Source organism: Woeseia sp. D3-10, from assembly GCF_055809415.1.
Genome location: NZ_JBVVTW010000007.1, coordinates 1 through 19,988, shown reverse-complemented (window position 1 = coordinate 19,988; position 19,988 = coordinate 1). Strand labels below are relative to the sequence as shown.

The window sequence follows — 19,988 nt, the reverse complement described above, 5'->3', positions numbered from 1 at the left end:
CACGACGGTAGGCGCCATCGTTGCAAGCAACACGACCACAATAATTGCGCCGGCGAACCGCCAAAAGCATTGTGACGTAACGGCAGCACTATTCAGAGCGATGGCCGAAGTCAACGGTTCGCCGACCAGGTCGAAGTCGTGGGAACCTCAAAGGTCGCAACAAGTTTCCGCCGAGAGCACAGGTTCTGACCTCAAACTGTGAAAAGGGCAATCAATTGCTCTGAATTGCATGCAAGAAAAATCATTCGCGACAGAATGCCGTCCCTGAAAACCAAGATCAACCGTTTCGAATCCACCGTCACTGGTGGCCGGCGTTCATCTCAACATGTCCACGATCGCTAAAGCTGTCCACCAACGTAAAGTCGTTAAAGACGTCACCGCCACCACCCAGCGGCCTGGCCGGCGTATTGCTGAGTACTTCCGCTTGCGGTTTTACCCGTCACGGTACATGGCGTCAGTAACTCCAGATATTGAGTCCATCCGCAACCGACCGGCGCAGTGTACGTCCGCGAACCCGGTCCTGCGTTCAACCGTACCCTCAGACTCTTCGACCACGTTGTCCATGACGTCAACCAGCGTTTGCTCGAACGTGGCAGAGCGGCCCATGTCGTCAACAAAGTGCAGGACGGCGGGCAGCTCGCCGGACGCATCAGGCCCAACATGACGGAGCGATAGGACGTTGCGTGCCGCGCTGCTCGAAACACAGGTCTCACCCAGACCCGTATCCGTGCCATTACTCTTTCGTTCCTTGGGCACCAATATTTCGCGGGTACCGTTCGTGCCGCGGACCGACCAGACCCGCCTGTCCATAGTTTCCACATGCGCGCGCGGTTGTAACCGATCTTCAGTCGCGCTGTACGCCGAAATTGATGCGTTACGGGTTTTCCATAACGATTTGTACCGCCTGATCGTAGATACATCCTGTCGCTGAATGCCCCGGCATCCCGTAGCCGGCCAGTCCTGCACCCGACGGGCCTTCAAGAATTTCATCGATATAGCGCGGTTGGCCACTTTTCTTCAGATGTTTAACGACACATATGACAAACGCGCCATGGACCCCGCGTGGGCAGTGAGACAGTCACAGCGAATCCGGCATGTCACCGTGGCCCACGGAAGTGTTCCGCGCCCCATTTGATCCAAGAATCGTCCGTGAATCCACTTTCGCCGACACCTGGAAAGCGATACGTGACGGTATGTTTCTTGATCAGGCCGGTGAATACATGAACGGACGGCCGCTGAGTCGCCGGCACGTGCGCCTTTTGTGCAAGGCGGGCAATCAACTCTTCCACCTTCTTGCCCACTACCATCATCATGTCGGCCAGCTCGTCGATGATGATGACGATAAATGGCAATAGCGGTCATATCCGCTTTTTTCGTCATCCTCCAGCCGCGGCGGCATGATCGTGGGGAACTTTGATCGGCTTACCTGCACGATACATCTTTGAGCCTTCGGTTGTAGCCGCCGATGTTTGGCACGCCCGAGGCCGCCGTTCGTCCATTTCCGCCACGGCACCAACGCAATGCATTCAGCGGCTTTTTTCGTCGGTTACGACCGCGCGGAATCCGGATCGCTTCGTAGACCGAACAGCTCGAGCATTTTCGGATCGACCATGATCGCCCGAACGGTCCTGCGGCTGAGCTTTTGCCAACAGACTCAAGACCATGGCGTTGATTGCGCTTCCGCGCCGGTCATCCACAAGTGCGGGGCTGTTGAACAGATCCGCAACAACAGCCCTATGTTCCTTGCCGAGCGCCGGCCTTCGGCGAGGCCGTGTCAGATCGTAGGCCTTCGACTTTAGAATCTCACCCAGCGAGACGATTTCCCGGTTCTCGTTCGCTATTCCAGCCCGATATAGGATTTTCCGGGGAAACTCGACCACGCGAACACTGACGACAGACAGTGAGCGCGCCGTCTTTCGCCAGGTTGGATATCTGACTGGATTTCACACCCAGCGGGTAGCAAGATCGGGCCTGGCGAGACGGAAATTACTGATTCGAAGTCTTCTGACGACCAGTCGCGACAATTCCTTGGAATAGCCGGCTCTGCGGTGCGGTTGGCGACTCGCCCGCATCCGGCGGATGTAGGACGCTGTTTCCGCACGTTCGCTGGGTCCGGCCGTCACCCGGCTCGATGCGCCGGGGCAGCGCTTACGATTGCGCAGTGGCACCTCTGCTCAGCCTTGAAGACATCCTGACGGGCCACTTTGTTTCTTCCCTTCGTCCCGAATGGCACCCAAACGCGCTTGAGCAGCATGCCAACAGTCGAGGCATGCGCGGCCTATGCGGTCCATGATCTTCAGCCAGGAAACCCCCAGGACAATCGCTGCCATCCAGAGGAAAAACAGGAGCGTGCTGGCGCCCACAGCTTCATTACATTCGAGAATAACCTGACCGACTGCCCCTGCGGACTGACGAAAACCCAAAAAGGTGCAACGCCGCATTCGCAACGCGACATCCGCCGGGTTCAGCTCCTGTTGCGTGCGTTGCTCGCGATTCCAGCGATCCTGAGATTCATCAGGGTGAACAGGTACGCCGGACGCCGCAAGTCCCCGGTACGCCCCGACCCGGCCGACACCGTTGCTCACCTGATCGGCGGCTTTGTTCACTTCCACAGACTCGGATCAGCAGAAATCGTAAGTGAAGCGGGCAAACCACAGATGCGTGCGAATGCCCCGAATACGTAAAGGGCGCCTTCGCGCAAAGTGCGAAGCTTTTGATGGGAGGGTGCCGCTATCCGTACGGGCAGCTTGACTGGGTCGTGCCAGTATTAAGGTAATTTGCGATATATCAAAGACAAGGACCTGATTCTAGTACACCCTCGTGACGAAGTCGCGTTCTGCCTGGCGGTTCGAATCCGGCCACCCATGCACACTCGCTCGACTTGCCCGCCGATCCGCTTTTGCCTACACTGGCGACTGGCGACACGCGGTGTCGCTTCCACGAACAGACTTGAATCCCGCCGCAACGAACGCACTCTCTGATCTTCGGATAACACGACGTGCGCCGTCAGGCACGAACCAGGCGAAGTATACATGAGCAAATCCAGACGTTCAGCATCCTATACTGGGCTCCGGCCCGGCAGGCTCTCGGCGCGCGCCGTACCCGATCCATTACCGGCATCGAACAAGGCGGTCAGTTGATGACGACTACCGAATATCGAATAACTGGCCGGGCGATTTAAAGGCCTGCGAGGCCGAACTTGATGCAGCACATGTTGCAACATGTTGAACGCTACAACACCGAAATCATCAATGACCATATCCACAACGCGATTCTCAGCGTGCGCCCCTTTCTGCTGGAAGGTAATTACGCAGCTACACAGCCGATGCGCTGATTATCGCCACGGGCGCCACTGCCATGTACTTCGGACTGCCGTCCGAAGGATTTCAAAAGGCAGCGGCCTCTCAGTCCCGACGCTTCTACCGCAATCAGCAGGTCGCGGTGGTTGGCGGCGCCGAACAAGCCGTCCGAGGAAGCCGAATACTGCGGAGAAAGTGACTCTGGTCCATCGTCGCGACACATTGCGCCGGCGGAGAAAATCCTGCAGGACAAACTGTTCGAGGAAAGACGAGAGCTGCTGTGGAATCACGTTGTCGATGAAGTGCTCGGTGACGACGCGGTATCGGTTTGCGTGTCCGCAGCACGGACGCCGATGCTCCGTTCGTAACTGAGCCGGTTGTTTATTGCTATTGGCCACAAACCGAATACCGCGTTGTTCACCGAACACTCGACATGCGTAATGGCTACATCTACGCACCTGCGGGCGAGCACATCGAGCACGTCGCTGCCGGCGATGTCGCGGATCGTTACAGGCAAGCCATCCGCAGGCGCGGTACATGTGGATGCGGAAAAATCCTCGAACGAACGGAACCCGCCGCTACCGGCGCTGCCGCGGCCTGAGCGGAAGGCCGGACGCACGACCAGAAGGTCCGACGATGCCGATCGAGAATGCGTCGAGCGACTGCAGGAGGTTGATGCTGATGCATGGAACCGGCTGAATCGTCACGACTACCGTTTCTGCAACACGCTTTTCACTGCGAAGAAAACGGCGTGCGTCTCTCAGCCACCGGCTGGCAGCCATGCCGCTCATGCGTGATCTGACGGCCAGCTCGTGGCGCCATGCTATTATTATGAGAAGACCCATTCATTCGGCGAGATTTGTCTTTGATTGGGCGTGGGCACGCGCATACAGTCAGGCGGGCCTGGACCCCCAAGCTTCCGTTTCTGCGGTTCCGTTCACGCCGCTGGTCTGTGCCTGGCGGAAGTCGCTGATTCAGCCCCGCGCACGTGCTTGAGCGGGTCTCGCTCTTTGCCAAAGAACGCTGTGTTCTCTCGCTGCGGCCTGGTCCGCACGAAGACGACTGTGGTTCTCCCTCACATAAAGCCTTGCGCAAGCAGTTCCGTTTCTGGCAGACAACCGCAATTACCAGAACTTTCGTTCCTGACCGGTCACTCCCGCAAACGCCGAAACCGCGCGTGATCGGCCCGGATCTGCTGCGAACAGGAATCCACAGTAAGTTTTCCGCAGAACTATGGGCGACTGTGTACGAACTGATCAGTCGCACGTTTCTGATCCGCGGTGGCATGCCCTATTACAACCTCGTTTTCATGCGTGTCGCCGCCAGCTTGCCGCCGGTCATTCTCGCTATTCAGCAAGACCAAGCTATCGCGGCCGCTGCGGTTGAGGACGACTGTACGGGCGCTATTGGGGAGGCGTGGACGACACTGCCCTCGTTTTGAGACTTGCTCTACCAGGGCATCGACTATTCGGATCGAGACACAGGGCCTCAACGGTTTGAACCGGGCACCCAGGGTGAGCGCAAAATCAGTCGCACCTGGTCGGCTCACTGGCTTGCGCACCGATCGGTTCTTTCGCTGCCGTTGCGCAGGTCCTATCTGCAGCAGGAACAGGCGCACGTCGACAGTTACATTGACGATGTCGAGCCAGCCTTTCGCCAGTCGCTCGACCGGGAAGCCCATGAGCGAAGGCAACACGCCCGGTATTCGCTGGCTGGCCGCGAACGATCCTGTCGAGGCGTTCCCGAACATCGAGAGCGCCTGTAAAGAGCCCAACAGCCTACTCGCAGCCGGTGGCGACCTGCTCGCGAGCCGCTTCTGTACGCCTATCGACACCGGGCGTTTTTCCTGGTACGACGGAGCGGCTCCTGGTGGTCCGCGCTCTCGTCTCCGTCCATATTCCCCGGGAGGCTACACCGCTGGTCAACCTTCCTCGTTTGAGATTCGTTTCAATTCCGCCTTCGCGAGGGTTCTCTCGGGCTGTGCGGGACAGCGTATGGGGCAGCACGGCACCTGGATCACAGAGGCTATGTCTGGCGCCTACCAGGCGCTGGCGAGAGGGCTGGGCACATTCAATCGAAGTGTGGAATGGCAGGGCGATTGGTTAGCGGCGGACTGTACGGCCTGGCAATCGGCGGTTATTTTTGGCGAATCGAATATTCTGCGGGAAAGCGAGAACGCATTCAAGGTGGCCATGCTCACATTTTATACCATGAACGACGGGAATTCGCTGCTGAAATTCCCCAGGTCGTATCCAGCCACCTTGCCTCACACTCGTACAGCCGCCCCGAGTTCCGCACTTTGCTGGATGTTGCCTGCGAGCCACGGCAGCATGGCCTGCCAACAGCCCCGTCCCTGTCTGCCCGGCCTGATTTCGGCCTGAAAAAAGTGACAGATGCCGCATTGCCGAATAGCGGCAACGTTTCACAATCAGCGAGCCCGAATTACCAGAGACATAGAACTTCAGGAAAAGCAAGAGCGCTTCAGATGGAAGGCGTTGTGACCGAAACACTGCCCGAACACGAAAGCGTTCGTGTTGAGCTGCAGAAGCACCATGTGACCGCGCACATCTCCGGCAACGGAAAAAAACTACATTCGCATACTAACCAGCGACAAAGTGACCCCAACACGATGGACTACGAGCCTCAGCAAAGGCCGGATGATTCTACCACAGCCCGAATAACAAAAGAGCCCGGCAATCACCCAAGCTCTTATCAGCGGACGCCTGGATCTACGCCTCTGATCCAATTACTCTCACGTATCCGCTTCTGGCAGATGCTCCAGTTCACTGCCGGTTCGCTTCACCAGCTTGTCTGCGTCGACTGCCACCCGAACATGGCCACCTTCGGCCGATGGGGGCCAACAACAGGCCGCTTGATGTGCTCCTGGATAACCCTCGCCATCGGCCGCGCCCCCTTTTTCGGGTCATAGCCACGCTCGGCGATCCGCGCGCATGCAGTCGACTCAAGCGTTACATCTGTTGCGCTCAGCTTCGCTTCCAGCTCTACGAGCGTTTGTCGACCCACCCGGTGACCGAACGCTCGAGGGAGGCAAACTGAATGATGGCATGGTGGGTTCGGTGAAGGCCTTGTATTGATCATCTGTTCGAGTGATCCTGAGGTGCGAAACTCCATGGCCCGCCTGTCACTTCCCTGCGCGCCAGCGGGGTTCGGTAGTCATAACCAGAACATGTCTTGTCAACGTGCCGTGATCGGTGAACACTTCCCGGTGCCCCTTTTCGATTTCATCCAGCAACGCAACCACGTGCGGGTTCTTGTTGACCGCCTGTCAGCAAGCCACCCTGGTCGAAAACCCCACGTAGCCCGGTGGTGCACCGATCGGAAAACAGTGACACGGTGTGCCGCTCCATGTACTCGGACATGTCAAACGGATGAGCTCCACGCCCGGGTCCACGGCCTGGTTTTTTCACACCCGTGCACGGCGAACAGGAACGAACCAATCGGCTTTTCCTCCTCACCCAAACCGGAAACTAGATTGCAGACTAAGCGCATCGATGGCCCTGTCCTAGACCAAAATATCGACAACTTCAAATCACGCTCCAAACATACACAACCCTATCGGATGCTGATACACTCTTGGCTGGATCATCATGTTGGCCACGAGTTCACCAACGTCACCGTAACTTCGCTCTCGCGACTCTCTTCCGCTGCAACCGGCACTGATCACATCGATGGCTTTATCCGCGACCGGTATCAACTAATGTGTTTCGCGGCTAGACTCAGCGGCCAGGCCCCCTCGGCTGAATCCTGATAGTTAGCCATAATGCTCTTCGAAGCGCGATTTCAAGTCCGTCAAAATCGCCAACAGGCACGTCCGATCTGAAAGCGGAACACGCAGAAGCGCGTGGGATTCGAAGATCCGCGGTACTTCGCATGTCGTTGAACCTATACAGCGCAGTTCACCGTTCGCGAGCACCGGCTGTTCGACACCGTCCATGACACCGCCGGAGGCCGCGGCCGGCGCCGAATACAGCCGTGTCCTATCTCGTCGATAAAGAGTATGGCACGGTATGTTTTGATTTCGGACAGCACCGCTTTCGTCTTTTCTAGTCGCCGCGGTACTTGGTGCCGGCAATCAATGAGCCCAGGTCCAGAACGCGTATATCGTGCTCTCTCAGGTACGCGCTCTTCGGTAAATCATGCGCGCCAGACCTCCTGCCAGCGCAGTTGCTTGCCCACGCCGGCATCGCCGACGTACAGCGATTTTACGACGGCGGCAGAGAATCTGCACGGTCTCAATTTCCGAATCGCGGCCGATCAAAGGATCGATCTTACCTCGATAGCCCGCTGAGATAGGTTGGTCGCGTACTTAGTGCGCTCGATTCGTCCGCATGGACAGTGTTTCTTGTTGCTCACCGCTGCCCTCGCCGGGAACGCTTGGCATGCCGTCGAATATAATTGACGACATCGAGCCGCGAAAATATTCTGCAGCGCAAGAAAGTACACAGCCTGCGACTGCTTCTCACTGAATGGCGGCTGCCCGCATTGCTGCGGTGGACTTCTTTCTTTCCACTGGACTGCACATGAAAAACGGGGCCCAGGACTCGCTGGAAACCCAGGCGTTGGTTGCACGTCATTCTCGTCGTCGCCATCCTCACGCGTGGCGTCGCTTCGTCCGATTTAACTGTCGCGCCATCAGCTTGGAATCGCATGCTTTAAGAATCTCATGCACACGTGGAATGTCGAGCAATGCCAGAAGCAAATGTTCGACGGTCATGAATTCATGCCTCTTGTCACGCGCGTTTTGGAACGCTTCGTTGAGGAAAACCCCAGTTCACTGCTTAGCATTGTGTGTTTATTTCGTTTTAGTTCGAGCGCCCAACCTCGGAAAAAATCGACGCCTTCCATCGTACACAACAAAGGATGCTGTTGCTGCTGCGCGATACTCACTACCTGCGCAACTTTCGCTCTCGGCAATCTCGTAAGTAAAAACGCCGCAAACACCCCTGCTTCTAACATGACCCTTGTCGCCGCCGTCCGTTCCATCCTGAACACCGATTCCAGAACTCGACAACGAACTGCACTGGTGTGTAGTCGTCGTTAAGTAGCAGGACGCAGTACAACGGTGGCTGCTTGATTTCAGGTCGCGAAGCTCTTCGACCGCGAGGTCATCATCGTGCAACGGTGAAGGGTCGTCGTTCTCGGTCCATTCTATCGTGCAGACTTCATTGTTAAGTGGTTGATTGGCGGCCCGGGCACCTGTTCATGACCCGGTAATCCGGATAGGCGTTTGTATTGGGCCGTTCCCGGCGTACTTAAACCCTGGGTCGCAAAATTCGTCATTAGCGCCACTCTGAGCCGCCGGGGTTCTGCTTCTTACAAGTATGAACAAGTGACGATATATACTTGCGCCATATAGTATTTGGTCGCGGGCTTGTTAGCGGCTGGTTTTAAACCGTATCATCACCCGGCTTGCGTTTATATCTGGGAGGCAAACACGCCCGCCTTCCCGGAACGCAGCGCCCCGATACCGGTTATGACATTGAATGCAAAGTGGGTCCGATTTCAGCAAACTTAGACAGCACCTGTTCTACATGGCGACGTCACGTTGGCTCGCATTCGTGCTGATCGTGGTATTGCTCGCATTCCGCATCTGATTTTGGTTGCTGGTTCCGCACCGGTACCGCGACCCGAACATGTACGGCCCCTGCCATCAGTGTAACAGCGCGAAGGCGCCCAATCGGCTGACGTCCAACTAATCACCTGTTTGGGGAAGCGAATGCAGAGCAGGCCCCCGTTCGCGGGTTAGAGACGCAAGACCTTGCAGAGACCAACCTTAGTTTGATCCTGAAAGGCACCATCGCTCCGGCTGAAAGCTGACTCTATCCGCCATTATCTCCGACAACCGCAACGAAGAGAAAAAGCCATTCGGGGATACGGTGGCGCCGGGAGCTACGCTCCATGCGGTTCCTACTGACCGCGTCGGTTCTCAATCGAAGTGGCGCACTTGAAGTCCTCAAGTTGCCGAAAGAATTTCTTGCACCGCGGAGCCGGCGAAAACGTCGCCGCCGTTAACCAGGGAGGCGCTTGAGGACGACACGCAAAGCATTCAAAATGTGACGCAGATGACCAAGCTGGCCGACGTCATTCGACACGACACCGTATTTCGTTGACCGACGGCTATGAGTCTGTACCCCAGACCGGCGGCGGTTTCCGCGCTTGGTACCCGACGGTGACCTGATTAAAAGACATCGACGGTGCGGCAGCGCCGGACGAGCCATGCAAATATTCCAGAATTTGGGTACAGCCGAACAGGTATCGGTAACCGTTGAACGCAACGGCCAGCCACAAACGCTGGTACTGAATACCAATCAGCTACAACTCAACGACCAATAGGGACTAGTTTGAACAAAGTCAGCGGACGCGGCAGAGGGTGGCGGACCGTTGGTCTGTTGTTGCTGGCACTGAGCGCCTGTCCGCACACAAGCCCGACACTTACTGTCACACGGCCCAATTACAAAGATACGATCTCGGGAAAGTGACGGGCAAAAACTTCCTGATTGAGTGGAGTGACGCCAAAGTAACGATGCTGTCGGCAACCCCCCCGGCAGTTTTTACGAAGCATTCAATCTCGAAGTGCATGGCTACGTAGCAGTACGTAGGAGGTTCGTCAAAATCCTGCCTAATGCCAGTGCTCGCCAATTATCCGGCTCCTGTCCGAGCAAGGGTGCCGGTGCCGATGACATGTAGTCACTCAGGTAATACAGGTGCAACAGGGGCGGCCGCCCAACTGGTTCCCATACTTCGGCTGATTCCGCAGTACGGGCGTCTTCCCGCGCACCCCCACTCGACGTCTGATAATTTCACACACACAATTAGTAGCACGCATCATCAGCATAGATCGGCACATTGACCAGTCAAACGACGAAGACATTGAAGTCGTGTCTTTATCACACGCATCCGCATCATGGTCCGGGGGCCTGACAGCACTAACCCAAACACCGCGCACGGACGGCATGCCCGTGACCACCAGCCTCGTTGCCCGATGCTCGAACAGCGGGGCCCCGATTGCGCTTGCGGGCGCTGATTGCCCGTCTTTGACACACCCTTCCGAAGACAGCAGCGACACACCACAGTCAGCCGGGTGCGTGCCGAACTATCTGGCAAGCTGCAGCAGCATTTCGCACAGCAAGCCGGCACTCCCCGGGCAGCGCCTCCAGATCATCGGGAGTTGCGACAACTTTGGGCATCGGCAAAGCCGATGATTAATCATGAACGCACCGCCAAAGATGATGCGATCGCTAATGCAACCCTTGATCGCCCACCCGGCGCGCACAGGCGTTGGTCGAAGGCCGTGGTCGCTGAGCAGCGGAGCGAGGCGTCGGACTGCGCGGCCTGGGCCATCGATGGGCATGGCAGCGAGCGCCTCGTGGGCGCCACACGCTTTTCGAATGCCGGTAGCGGATCCTGTCGATCTGGCGGCTTGCTGGGCGGCGATACACCGACGAGTGCTGACGCATTATTGGTAAACAACGGGGGTCGGGCGGATCAGCGATCGCGGCACCAGTTTCGCCGCCATCCTGAACGCACTTGAAGGCGATGCTGACACCAACATAATTTCCACACCAAACCATCACGACCGACAACGAAGAAGCCAGCATCAACGTCGGTAAAGAAGTGCCGTTCTTGACCGGCTCGTTCTCAAATGCAGTAAGTGCAACTGCTTCGTTCGACGCGAACGAAGATGGTCAGAGCGAGATTACTCCACAGATCAATGAAGGCGGCGCCGTACTCCTGAAGATATCACAGGAAATTTCGAGCCTGAGCGGCGACAAGCGGCGCCGCGGACTTGGTGACCAACGAGCGCATCATCGAAACAACGGTAATCGTTGAAGACGGCGGCATTCTGGTGCTTGGCGGTCTGATTGAAGACGGCTTGCATTTTAGGCAGCCTGCCGGTCGTCGGAGCACTGTTTCGAAATCGCAGCGACCTAAGGTCAAGACCAACCTGATGGTCTTCATTCGCCCTACTACACGACACCCAGACGGCAGTCGAGACCGACGCCAAATACAACTATCCTCGGAACATAGTGGGGTGGCGGTGGCGTAAACCGAATGCGCGGCGTCGAACGCCCCGTAATTCCGCCTCTTGAAAGCTACGACCGGCCGCTGCCCGACGAATCGTCTGACAACGATTCGCAAGACTGATAAGCACACGATGGAAGAAAGACCGGAACTGTTTCTGGAAGAAGACATCGCCGCGGTCCGCAGGTTGGCGATCTCAAGATTCTGCCCTCTCCTTCGCGAAGCGACACACATCTCCTCGGTCCGATGAAGGCGACACGCTCCAGCGGCCTACCGTGCTGGCGCAACGCTTGCCGGCGTCCCAAACTCGAACAGTTGTCCGCAAGAGGGGTCCCGATTGACAAAGTGACACCGGCCGCTTTCGACACGTTGCTGCAACGAAGTTTACGAGCAAGGCAGTCACAAAGCCATGCAAATGGTCGGCAACCTCAATGAGCCACACCGATTTCTGGGGTGGCACAGGAACTGCGGAACGACTGCTCGAGAGCGACGATGACGCACGATTATCCGCTTCATCAACGCCGTGTTTACCGAAGCCGTCAAAGAAAACGCCTCTGACGTGCACATTGAACCTTATGAGAACCGCTTTAACAGCAGGATGCGCTTGCAGGGTTGATGGCGTGTTCAGGAAATCCTACAAACTCGTCGCGCCCTGGCACCACTCGTCGTTTCCGAATGAAGGTCATGTCGACTACCAAAAACACCTGCCAGACGGACAGATATCGTTGCGTATCGCAGGGCACGCAGTTCCACCATCCCCTGGACACGGTGAACGAGTGGTGCTACGACTACTCGACGAACAGCTGAAGCCTGAAGTCACTGGGCATGGCGAGTGGAAGCTGATGGACGATCTGATTCACAAGCCTCACGGCATTATTCTTGTTACGCAACAGGTTGGGCCACCACCACGCTATACGCTGCACTGGAACGAATTAACGACAACAGTCGCAACATCATGACCGTTGAAACCCGATAGAGTACTTCATCGATGGCATAGGCCAGTCACAGGTCAATACCAAAGTTGACATGACCTTCAGTGCGTGCGATCCTTCGGCAGGATGCATGGTTCAGCGAAATTCATGATCTGGAGACAGCGGAAATTGCTGTTCAGGCCACTGCTTACCGGGCACCTGGTCTTGTCCACATTGCATACCAATCAACCGTTTCCTCTTTCGTCCAGTCTCATCGGAGTTATTGCGCAACGTCCGGTCCGCGTGCTAGTCCGAAAACCAAAACGCCGTACGCCCGTGAGTACGAATGTTCGACGCTTGACCCGGCTGAACCACCGACCGTGAGCCAGCGCTGGGCTTCATGGCCGTACCGGCATTTACGAAGTCATCGGCGTCGATGACGCTATGCGTACCATTCACGACGGCGCAAGCGACGGCGAGCTGAAAAGCACGCACGAACCATAGCACCGAGTATTCGCGATGACGGTCGTCGACGGGTACTGGATGGCGAGACAACACTCGAAGAAGTTCTGCACGTCACCCGCGCAGATTAGCAAGCCAGGAACAGACTAATGGTGCGTTCGACTCGTCGCCATCGACAAGACCGGAAGGCGACACGCCGAAACATGTCCGGCAACTGCTGCGCGACAACTGCTGCCGGTCAAGGTAACGGAGATCGCGTCCAAGACGGACAAGAAAACCGTGCGCCAGGAATACATCGCGGCATCTCCGCACCGGACCTTGCGTTACTCACCCGCCAGCTCGCTACACTGGCACGATCCGGTCCGCTGGAGGAAGCGTTACTGGCAGTGAATCAGCAGAGCGAAACGCCGCGCATCAAGAGCTCTTGCTGGGTGTGCGCGCGCACGTGTCATGGAAGGGTACACGCTGGCGACAGGCTCGGCGATTTCCGGGCGGGCAACTCCCGAGTTGTACATATATACCAGCGACCCGAACGGCCGTCTGAGAGGCTGGCTGAATTCGCCCAATCCCGCCAGGTCCTGCAACAGCAAGTCCGCAATGCGCTTATTTATCCCATCGTCACAGCGGTTGCCATCATGGCTTATGCTCGCCTACGAAGGTCGTCTATGTTTTCGAAAGCTACGACCAGCGATTCCGTTACTAACCAGATCCATCCGTGCGACCCGCGACTTTTCTGCGGGATCACTGGTTTGCGCTGATCGTCGCCGGCGTCGTCGCCACTGTCTTCGGCAAGCTGCTGGAGAAAGAAGGTCCAAAGCGTCAGTACCGCCCGTGTTCTGCTGCGGCTTCCGTATCGCCGTCTGACTCGCGGTCTGAATTGCTCCACGCTTTTGACCCCTGAGCCGCTCCGGTAGCGGCGGTTCAACGATTCCCTGCGTCTAGCCTCGCAGGTCGTGGTCGACATTGCCCATGCGTGAAGCCGTTGAAGAAGCGAGCCTGCGCGCTCGCGAAGGCGTCAGCAAGTCTCTGGCAGGCCGTATCCGCGAATGATGACGCATTTGATCGCCAGCGGCACTCGAAGAGATGCCTGGCGCCGCGACTCGGTCGGGAACGGGAGGTCGATGGCCTCATTGCGGCACGTCTGGGCATCATGCCGCCGCTGATGGTCATTATCATCACACTGGTGGCGTCGTTCGCTCGCAATTCTCTTGCCGATACTGAAATCAACAACCTGATCGGGTCCTGAGCAAGCAATACACAGCGAGTGAAATGCTTACCGACACGTATTTCACTGCTTCGCCGACCCGAACACGATCTTGCGCGCCTCCGCAAGATTCGGGTATACAGCTGATGAACGTCACCCTGATGAAGTGGATTAGAGTCGAGGGGCGGAATCCAGTCCGGGAAAGAAACGCGACAGCGACTTGGAAAACGAAGAACCGCAGAAGTCGATGACGACGACGATGTCGAAGAATTCGACGGCACAGAAACGGTTGTAATGTCGAGCGACAGCTCGGACGAAGATAGCGACCTGGATCGTTCCATGGAAGTGAACGTCGAGAAGCTGATGGCGGAAATGGAGAAGACCGGCGTTGACGATGTCATGCGCAAGAAGGAGATTCGTCGCCGGCTTGAAGAGATCCAGGAAAGTCACAACCTTGACGACACCTACTCTTTCGACATGTACGGCGATCTCTGACTGACAGCAGCTACGTTTCGAATTAGCGGAAATCCGGCTGTTCAGATCACCAAGTAACTCGTGCTATAATCAGCCGCAGGCTATGACATAAATCGCCTTCCCTCTATCTGCAGTTCCGCCTCCACGCCCATGGCGCGCATTCGACCGCGCCCTCCCGTTGTTGCTCTGCCGTTTTTTTCCACACAATCCAGTTTCCTGACTCATCTTCCAGGGTGACAACGTTACGCCACCAGCGGTACCCGGCCGTTGCTTCGGAAATAACCAACCCTGCAACACGGACCATGCCGACCACTCGGTATACCGGCGAGATCGCTAGAGATAGCGTGCGTCGACAAGGCGCTTTCGTAACAACGCCGACCGGATCTGAGAGTCCGGACTCTTGGTAGTCGGCCGCCGGTCCTGTCCTTCCGTGGGTTTTTTGAGCATCGCTGCCGGTTCATAGCGCTCGAGGTCAGCGAAGCTGTGGTGCGGTCTCGACACCTGCGAGCGCGCGCGGTGACGGTGACCATCCAGCGCGGTCGGCGCCCGCCGCGGCCGTGCAGTAACTCGTTGCGCTGCAAACCAACCCGCCCTGCCATGTCCTAGTTACGAAAAGCAGGACGATTTCGAGCGCTTGTGCAAGCGTCCGGCCGTCTCGGGCAGGCCTTTGACCTTGCCGCAAGCCCAAGGAAGCGCGGCTCCCCGTTGGCGGCACACTCGAGGCTGCAATCCTGACAAAGTCCACAGGCCGAACCTCGACACCATGGCGACGCACATCCTGTAGTTGCGACGCGGAGTAGAAACCCATCGGCTGTTCAGCAAAGCACAGCAAAACGCAGCCGGTTCATAGCACTACAGCCGACAGGAACCTGAACTAGCAGCATGCGACTCTGGAAAACCGTATTCACCGAAGCCCAGGATCTGTCAACAGGGCGAAGCTCTCTTCGTGACCCGCGTTCACGCATGCCATTGATTAGCTTGTACTCGAACGGCCCGAGGCCCGGCCGCGGCGTTTCCAGGCTGCCATCGCACGGCGCAGCTGATCAGCTTCGCCGCGTAAACCCGGCAGCAACCACAGCGAGCTGCATCACCTGCTATTGAAAAATCGGCACCCCGGACGTTGCGCTCCACGTACCTTCTTCCCACTCGGGTAATCAACCACTTTCTTCCGCCTCCCGCCGCAGGTAGGGATGCGCCATCTCACCCTGAATCGGTCCCAGGCATTAGCCACTTCAATGACGAGATCGTAGTAACTGCGTGGACGGAGTCGTGGCAACTGCACCGTTTTCGAATCTGGAACACGGCCGATCCTGCACCATATCGAAACGAGCAGTATCCGCCGGGACACTGGCGAGTGTGTAGCGCCGCCCATCGAATTTGTGGATCAGGTCAAAGCTGCAGCGGATAGCCGTCGGCACTGCCAAGACCCAGCACATCGACTTTCTCTTCCAGGTCATTTTTCTTCCACTGGATCACAGTGCGATCCGGCATCAAGGCATTTTCAACCGGCACGGTCGGATAACGGACCGTTCGCAATAACGAAACCACCGACATGCTGTGACAGGTGCCGGGGGAAGCCAGCAATTGTCGCGTCAACCACAACAGCCGCCGGATCATGATCGAGGCCCCTTCACGTACGCGGCTGTCGTCGACCTCGTTGCCGTCCGCCGCTGCAAAGCGGACAAACCGAGCGCCTTCCCTATATCGCGTAATCCACTGCGTGCGCGGTCATCACGGTTCGCCGCCGGTGCGGCGCATTAGCGGCCGCTTCCTTGTGATCCTACTGAATAGCCCTTTCACGGCGTTCGTGTTCGAAGTCGACATCAATATCCAGCGGTTCGTCGGTTTTCCTCGACCAGCGATTCACCAGGTCCACCTCCGTAATCCAAGCAAGAGCGCGGCCTCCAATTCGCCGCCGAACCGCGACCCTGACAGGATGTTTCGCGAACGTGCGAATGCAACGATGCCCCCTCGTGCACCGTCCCCCATGGGTTCGTTCACATCGAGGCAAGTTCGTGTTCGACAATGGTTGTTGCTCAGGCGTACCGGTCCGGCCAGCGTGTGCCCGGCTTCGGTTGCACAGCTGGCCGGCGTTTCGTTGTCTGGCACCAGCTCTTGCGGGTATTCGTAACGCAGTTCATCCAGCGAGAAATTAACGCGTTCGGCTATACGTACACTCTCGGTCAGCGATGCCGCCGGGTGGGAGAATTCGCTTCAGCATTTATTGGCCGCAGGTAACACTCACAATTGGCGTGCAGGGAAAAACCCGCATTCGCCACCGTTACCCCTTCGCGAATGGCCGTTGATTCCCTGCAAAAAGCAACACCCGCGGCAATCATATGGACATCACCACAGGCGACGAGCACAAGACTCCAATTTTACCCACGGCCTGCAGGCTCGCCAAACGTTCCCTATCCAGGCCGTCGGCCGCGCCACCCGCACGCCCCCGCAACACATACCCATTAGATCCTCTCGAGCAAGTGACAGGCTCACAACTCAGAGCGACAGAAGAGACAGCCGGCAGGCCATCAGCGAAATGGCTCGCACCGTTACATAGTTTATCCGCGGCCCTGTGCGACCGCGATTGCTACTCGTCCTCGCCAAAGCGACGAGTTGCAGTCCGCACGTCAACCGAACCCCGCGCCGAATAGCACTTTCTTCAGACCGTGCTTTTTTGCCGCCGTGTGCGCCCGTACCCGGAGACAGACGCTCCCATCTAATGGCCGGATTCGGGCCGCGGTACGACCGTCCCTCAGGGTGCGAAGCGCCACGCAGAAAACTGAAGTTGTTGAGCTGCAGTTCTGCATAAGCATTCATCACGAAAAGGTGCACATACCAGCCACCTCCTTCGATCACGGAAGGGTACCGGCCGGATGTAATCGCGGAGAGCTGGCCTCGTCCCCACCAGCCGCTTTCAATCCGTTCCGGCCCGTGTTCAAGCTGAAGCGGGGCCCAGGTAGACCGGTCCCTGCGAGGCAAGGCTTCCGGTCGGCCATTGCCGACGCCGTAACAACGGTCCGGCGAGATGGTGCTGCGCAGCGTGGCACACGCTCCATGAGCCGACGCCAGGGGCTGTCCGGCCGGTGTTCGGCCACCGTATCGATACCGTGCACCTGACTGCTCGATAAGGTGATCGATCGGCACCGTCATCGGGGCCTGAACTGAAACCCAGTGATGCGCTTGTCGCTGTGAGTGACTCGCCATCAGCCGCCTCTAAACAAAATCGCGACCCCTGCGGGTAATTCAGTCTGTTCAAAGCGGATGTTCAGCAGCTGTAGCCAGAGGGCACTGCTACCGCTCCGCTCTGGCGCTGCCAAGCGTCAGCACTGTGGCCGCGTCCCTGGGAGTCAGAAAGAGCAGAGCGACGAACTTCCATGTCCCGCGTCAACAGAAACCGCTCTAGCTACTGTAGCAACTGCTCACAGGCATTCAGCAACCAGGCGCGGTCATTGTGTTCACCGTCAACGAACGATTGCAGCACGCGAAATTTTCGGCTCCCGATCCAGTTCCAGCAAGCAGTTGCAGTAGACCCCGCGTGGCAGACGCAGCATCTGCGACAACCAGGATGGCCTGCAAAGAGGCGCTCAGTTTCCGGCAGTCCAGGCAGGACAGCGCACCGCTCTTGTTCAGCTTGTCACTGGTGACCCTGCGACACCCGGCTGCCCGCCCGTGCCAGGTGAGCCGCCCGGCGGCATCAGCGCAATCGCTGGTAAGGCACTGTAACCTTGCGCCTCGAGTGCCTTTACGATCTCGCTGCGCAGGCGCTTCAAACCGCACAACAGCTGCTTGGCTCGTGACGGCGACGATGGCGCTTCGACGACGACAAACGATGGTTCAGCCCCAGGCCGCCAGTTCCTGCAACAACTCGTGCTCACGAATAGCATCGCGTTCTTCGAGTTGCAGCTCAGGCAACAGCGCCAGTGCCGCATCTACGGACAGCCCGGATGCACCGCCGTTACGCTGGCCTGCAGAATCTCCGGTACTGCCCTGCCGCTCTTCGACCGCGTACAGAGGCAGGTCATCAGCAACGTTCAGAACTCGAGTGGCAATCACCGTGAGCCAGAGCTCGTCAGGTGTCGTGCGCAGCAGCGGCTGGCGTTGTAAAGGCGATAGCGGCGGCCTCCAGCAGTGACAGAACTTGTTACTCCGGTCTACGTTTTACAGCGGGCGTCGGGCCCGACGGCAGACTTTGAGAACCGCCACGACAGTGCCCCGGCAGGCATAGGCTCCTGAATGACGGCCGGGTTCAGAAATACCACCGCGCTTTTCAGAATGTGGATATCCGTGCCGCCATTGCCCTGCCGCAGCTCTATCCGCAAAGCCGCCGCGCGCGGCAGGGAGCGGAAGGCAATAAGCCCAGCTCTTGCCTGTTCGGCGCAAGCTGCAGGCGACGACTGGCCACGTACTGCAAAACAATCTGACCAACAGACTGCGCGCAATTACGCAACTTAAAGCTGCTCAGCCGCCCACGGTAGCCGCCGTCACTTCCCCCTCCCGGTCATGCCCCATTGCTCAAGGCGGGCGGCTGCTGGCTAAAACGGCGTGCGATCCAACTCGCGCCACCCCGCTGACGCGCCAGCGCCGGCATCAGCAGTTTCAGTTCACCGCTGCCCCGTACTGTTCCAGCAGGATTTCGTCAGCGCATCCGCGGCCTGCGCCCGGCCCTGCTCGGTCTGCAAAGCGTGGGTACCCTGTGGCGGAGGGCCTGCCCTGTGCCCCGCCCTCGCCACAGGCGCGGGCTACGGTTTCCTGGAGTCATCGCTCATACCGGGCGTTGGCGTTCAGGTTCAGTCAGCGACAGGCCATGGAATTGACCCCGACCACGACGCCTTCGATGACCATCGCCTGCACGCTGGATAGGTTCAAACTACTCGTTCTCCGGCAGCGGCCAAACCACTGCCGTCCCTCGGTAGCCGCCGTACCTCGTCTCCGATGCGGGCGACCACGATCTCCGCTGCGCACTTCCGGCGTGCGGTGTACGGCAACGAGATCGCCGGAACAGGAGAGTGCCCAGTTCTTCATGCTCATGCCGTACACCCGCAGCAGGTGATGCAGAACAGCGCAGGGTCGATACGGTCCGATGTGTCAGCCAGAATCGGGGCTGCCGCCGCAACCCGCCCAACCAGCGGCAACCCAGCTGATGGCACAGGGAGTCCCTAACAGATGCACCGGGCGATCAGATGGCACCTCCTCTGCAGGGCACGAAGGTGGTCTTCAGCCGCGTTAACCGATTCCGCTCGGCGCGTGTCGGTGGCATGCCAAATTCGGCTATAAAGTCTTGAATCATTTCAGTCAGACGGGGGTCACTTGGTCCATCGTAGGTACCCTGTATAAATAGACAGTACCTGTGAGTATATACAGTTAATCCAAGCTTGCCACCCTTATCCGTCAATTAATATATAAAAAATGACGACACTTACTTTTTGACAAGCACTCCCTACAGTTTCCTCATGACAAGCAACCTTTACAACAACAATTCCCCTACTGACGAATTTTCAACAGCTCTTAATGCAGCTTCGGCAGTGCCAATATGGATAATGAGTACATTTTCATGGCTTCATGCCTCGTCTGGGCAATCAGCTTTACGGCAGGTGC

14 protein-coding genes and 5 pseudogenes are annotated in these 19,988 nt (G+C 57.7%); 10 read left to right on the top strand and 9 right to left on the bottom strand.

Going from position 1 to position 19,988, the window contains the following annotated elements:
• Nucleotides 1-432 precede the first annotated feature (432 nt).
• From AC0L8N_RS00840 to AC0L8N_RS00830, 3 genes are all read right to left on the bottom strand, one after another.
• A complete protein-coding gene (locus AC0L8N_RS00840) occupies nucleotides 433-810 on the bottom strand; it encodes a hypothetical protein (RefSeq protein ID WP_473665695.1) in 378 nt (125 codons plus the stop codon).
• 287 nt (nucleotides 811-1,097) lie between these two features.
• Entirely contained in the window at nucleotides 1,098-1,352 is a 255-nt protein-coding gene (locus tag AC0L8N_RS00835; RefSeq protein ID WP_473665694.1) for an FtsK/SpoIIIE domain-containing protein, read from the bottom strand.
• An 822-nt stretch (nucleotides 1,353-2,174) separates the two neighbouring features.
• Nucleotides 2,175-2,606, bottom strand: coding sequence for a hypothetical protein (locus AC0L8N_RS00830; protein WP_473665693.1), 432 nt, complete (start codon nucleotides 2,604-2,606; stop codon nucleotides 2,175-2,177).
• Between the two features lie 454 nt (nucleotides 2,607-3,060).
• Between AC0L8N_RS00830 and AC0L8N_RS00825 the strand changes: the two are divergent.
• The 5 genes and pseudogenes from AC0L8N_RS00825 to AC0L8N_RS00805 all read left to right on the top strand — a co-directional run bounded on the left by AC0L8N_RS00825 (nucleotide 3,061) and on the right by AC0L8N_RS00805 (nucleotide 5,980).
• Nucleotides 3,061-3,900: pseudogene (locus AC0L8N_RS00825) on the top strand (FAD-dependent oxidoreductase).
• A 642-nt stretch (nucleotides 3,901-4,542) separates the two neighbouring features.
• The gene (locus AC0L8N_RS00820; RefSeq protein ID WP_473665692.1) at nucleotides 4,543-4,740 is read left to right on the top strand and encodes a hypothetical protein; all 198 of its coding nucleotides are present in this window, start codon (nucleotides 4,543-4,545) and stop codon (nucleotides 4,738-4,740) included.
• Nucleotides 4,741-4,743: 3 nt separating this feature from the next.
• On the top strand, nucleotides 4,744-5,064 hold the full coding sequence (locus tag AC0L8N_RS00815; RefSeq protein WP_473665691.1) for a peptidogalycan biosysnthesis protein: 321 nt from the start codon (nucleotides 4,744-4,746) through the stop codon (nucleotides 5,062-5,064).
• Entirely contained in the window at nucleotides 4,979-5,680 is a 702-nt protein-coding gene (locus AC0L8N_RS00810) for a hypothetical protein (RefSeq protein WP_473665690.1), read from the top strand. Before AC0L8N_RS00815 ends, AC0L8N_RS00810 begins: the two co-directional genes overlap by 86 nt.
• A gap of 104 nt (nucleotides 5,681-5,784) precedes the next feature.
• Nucleotides 5,785-5,980 (top strand): annotated as a pseudogene (locus AC0L8N_RS00805) (S1 domain-containing protein).
• A gap of 118 nt (nucleotides 5,981-6,098) precedes the next feature.
• On the opposite strand, the gene AC0L8N_RS00800 reads toward AC0L8N_RS00805, so the two are convergent.
• The 3 genes and pseudogenes from AC0L8N_RS00800 to AC0L8N_RS00790 form a co-directional block, all read right to left on the bottom strand.
• Complete coding sequence (locus AC0L8N_RS00800) at nucleotides 6,099-6,398, bottom strand: hypothetical protein (RefSeq protein ID WP_473669979.1); 300 nt, start codon at nucleotides 6,396-6,398, stop codon at nucleotides 6,099-6,101.
• Between the two features lie 1,513 nt (nucleotides 6,399-7,911).
• Nucleotides 7,912-8,034, bottom strand: a complete 123-nt coding sequence (locus tag AC0L8N_RS00795) for a hypothetical protein (RefSeq protein ID WP_473665689.1) — start codon at nucleotides 8,032-8,034, stop codon at nucleotides 7,912-7,914.
• Nucleotides 8,035-8,159: 125 nt separating this feature from the next.
• Nucleotides 8,160-8,439, bottom strand: a pseudogene (locus AC0L8N_RS00790) (ATP-dependent Clp protease adaptor ClpS); the annotation flags it as partial.
• A 2,079-nt stretch (nucleotides 8,440-10,518) separates the two neighbouring features.
• Here AC0L8N_RS00790 and AC0L8N_RS00785 point away from each other — a divergent pair.
• The 5 genes and pseudogenes from AC0L8N_RS00785 (at nucleotide 10,519) to AC0L8N_RS00765 (ending at nucleotide 14,414) form a co-directional block, all read left to right on the top strand.
• Nucleotides 10,519-10,851 (top strand): hypothetical protein, encoded by a 333-nt coding sequence (locus AC0L8N_RS00785; RefSeq protein WP_473665688.1) that lies wholly within the window; start codon nucleotides 10,519-10,521, stop codon nucleotides 10,849-10,851.
• A gap of 38 nt (nucleotides 10,852-10,889) precedes the next feature.
• Nucleotides 10,890-11,150 (top strand): hypothetical protein, encoded by a 261-nt coding sequence (locus AC0L8N_RS00780; protein ID WP_473669977.1) that lies wholly within the window; start codon nucleotides 10,890-10,892, stop codon nucleotides 11,148-11,150.
• 662 nt (nucleotides 11,151-11,812) lie between these two features.
• Nucleotides 11,813-12,846, top strand: a pseudogene (locus tag AC0L8N_RS00775) (GspE/PulE family protein); the annotation flags it as partial.
• Nucleotides 12,847-13,697: 851 nt separating this feature from the next.
• The gene (locus tag AC0L8N_RS00770; RefSeq protein WP_473665687.1) at nucleotides 13,698-13,961 is read left to right on the top strand and encodes a hypothetical protein; all 264 of its coding nucleotides are present in this window, start codon (nucleotides 13,698-13,700) and stop codon (nucleotides 13,959-13,961) included.
• Nucleotides 13,962-14,213: 252 nt separating this feature from the next.
• Nucleotides 14,214-14,414, top strand: coding sequence for a hypothetical protein (locus AC0L8N_RS00765; RefSeq protein WP_473665686.1), 201 nt, complete (start codon nucleotides 14,214-14,216; stop codon nucleotides 14,412-14,414).
• 649 nt (nucleotides 14,415-15,063) lie between these two features.
• Here AC0L8N_RS00765 and AC0L8N_RS00760 read toward each other — a convergent pair.
• The 3 genes and pseudogenes from AC0L8N_RS00760 to AC0L8N_RS00750 all read right to left on the bottom strand — a co-directional run.
• Nucleotides 15,064-15,610: pseudogene (locus AC0L8N_RS00760) on the bottom strand (error-prone DNA polymerase); the annotation flags it as partial.
• Nucleotides 15,611-15,894: 284 nt separating this feature from the next.
• Entirely contained in the window at nucleotides 15,895-15,993 is a 99-nt protein-coding gene (locus AC0L8N_RS00755) for a hypothetical protein (protein WP_473665685.1), read from the bottom strand.
• 2,234 nt (nucleotides 15,994-18,227) lie between these two features.
• A complete protein-coding gene (locus tag AC0L8N_RS00750) occupies nucleotides 18,228-18,446 on the bottom strand; it encodes a hypothetical protein (protein WP_473665684.1) in 219 nt (72 codons plus the stop codon).
• Between the last annotated feature and the right edge of the window lie 1,542 nt (nucleotides 18,447-19,988).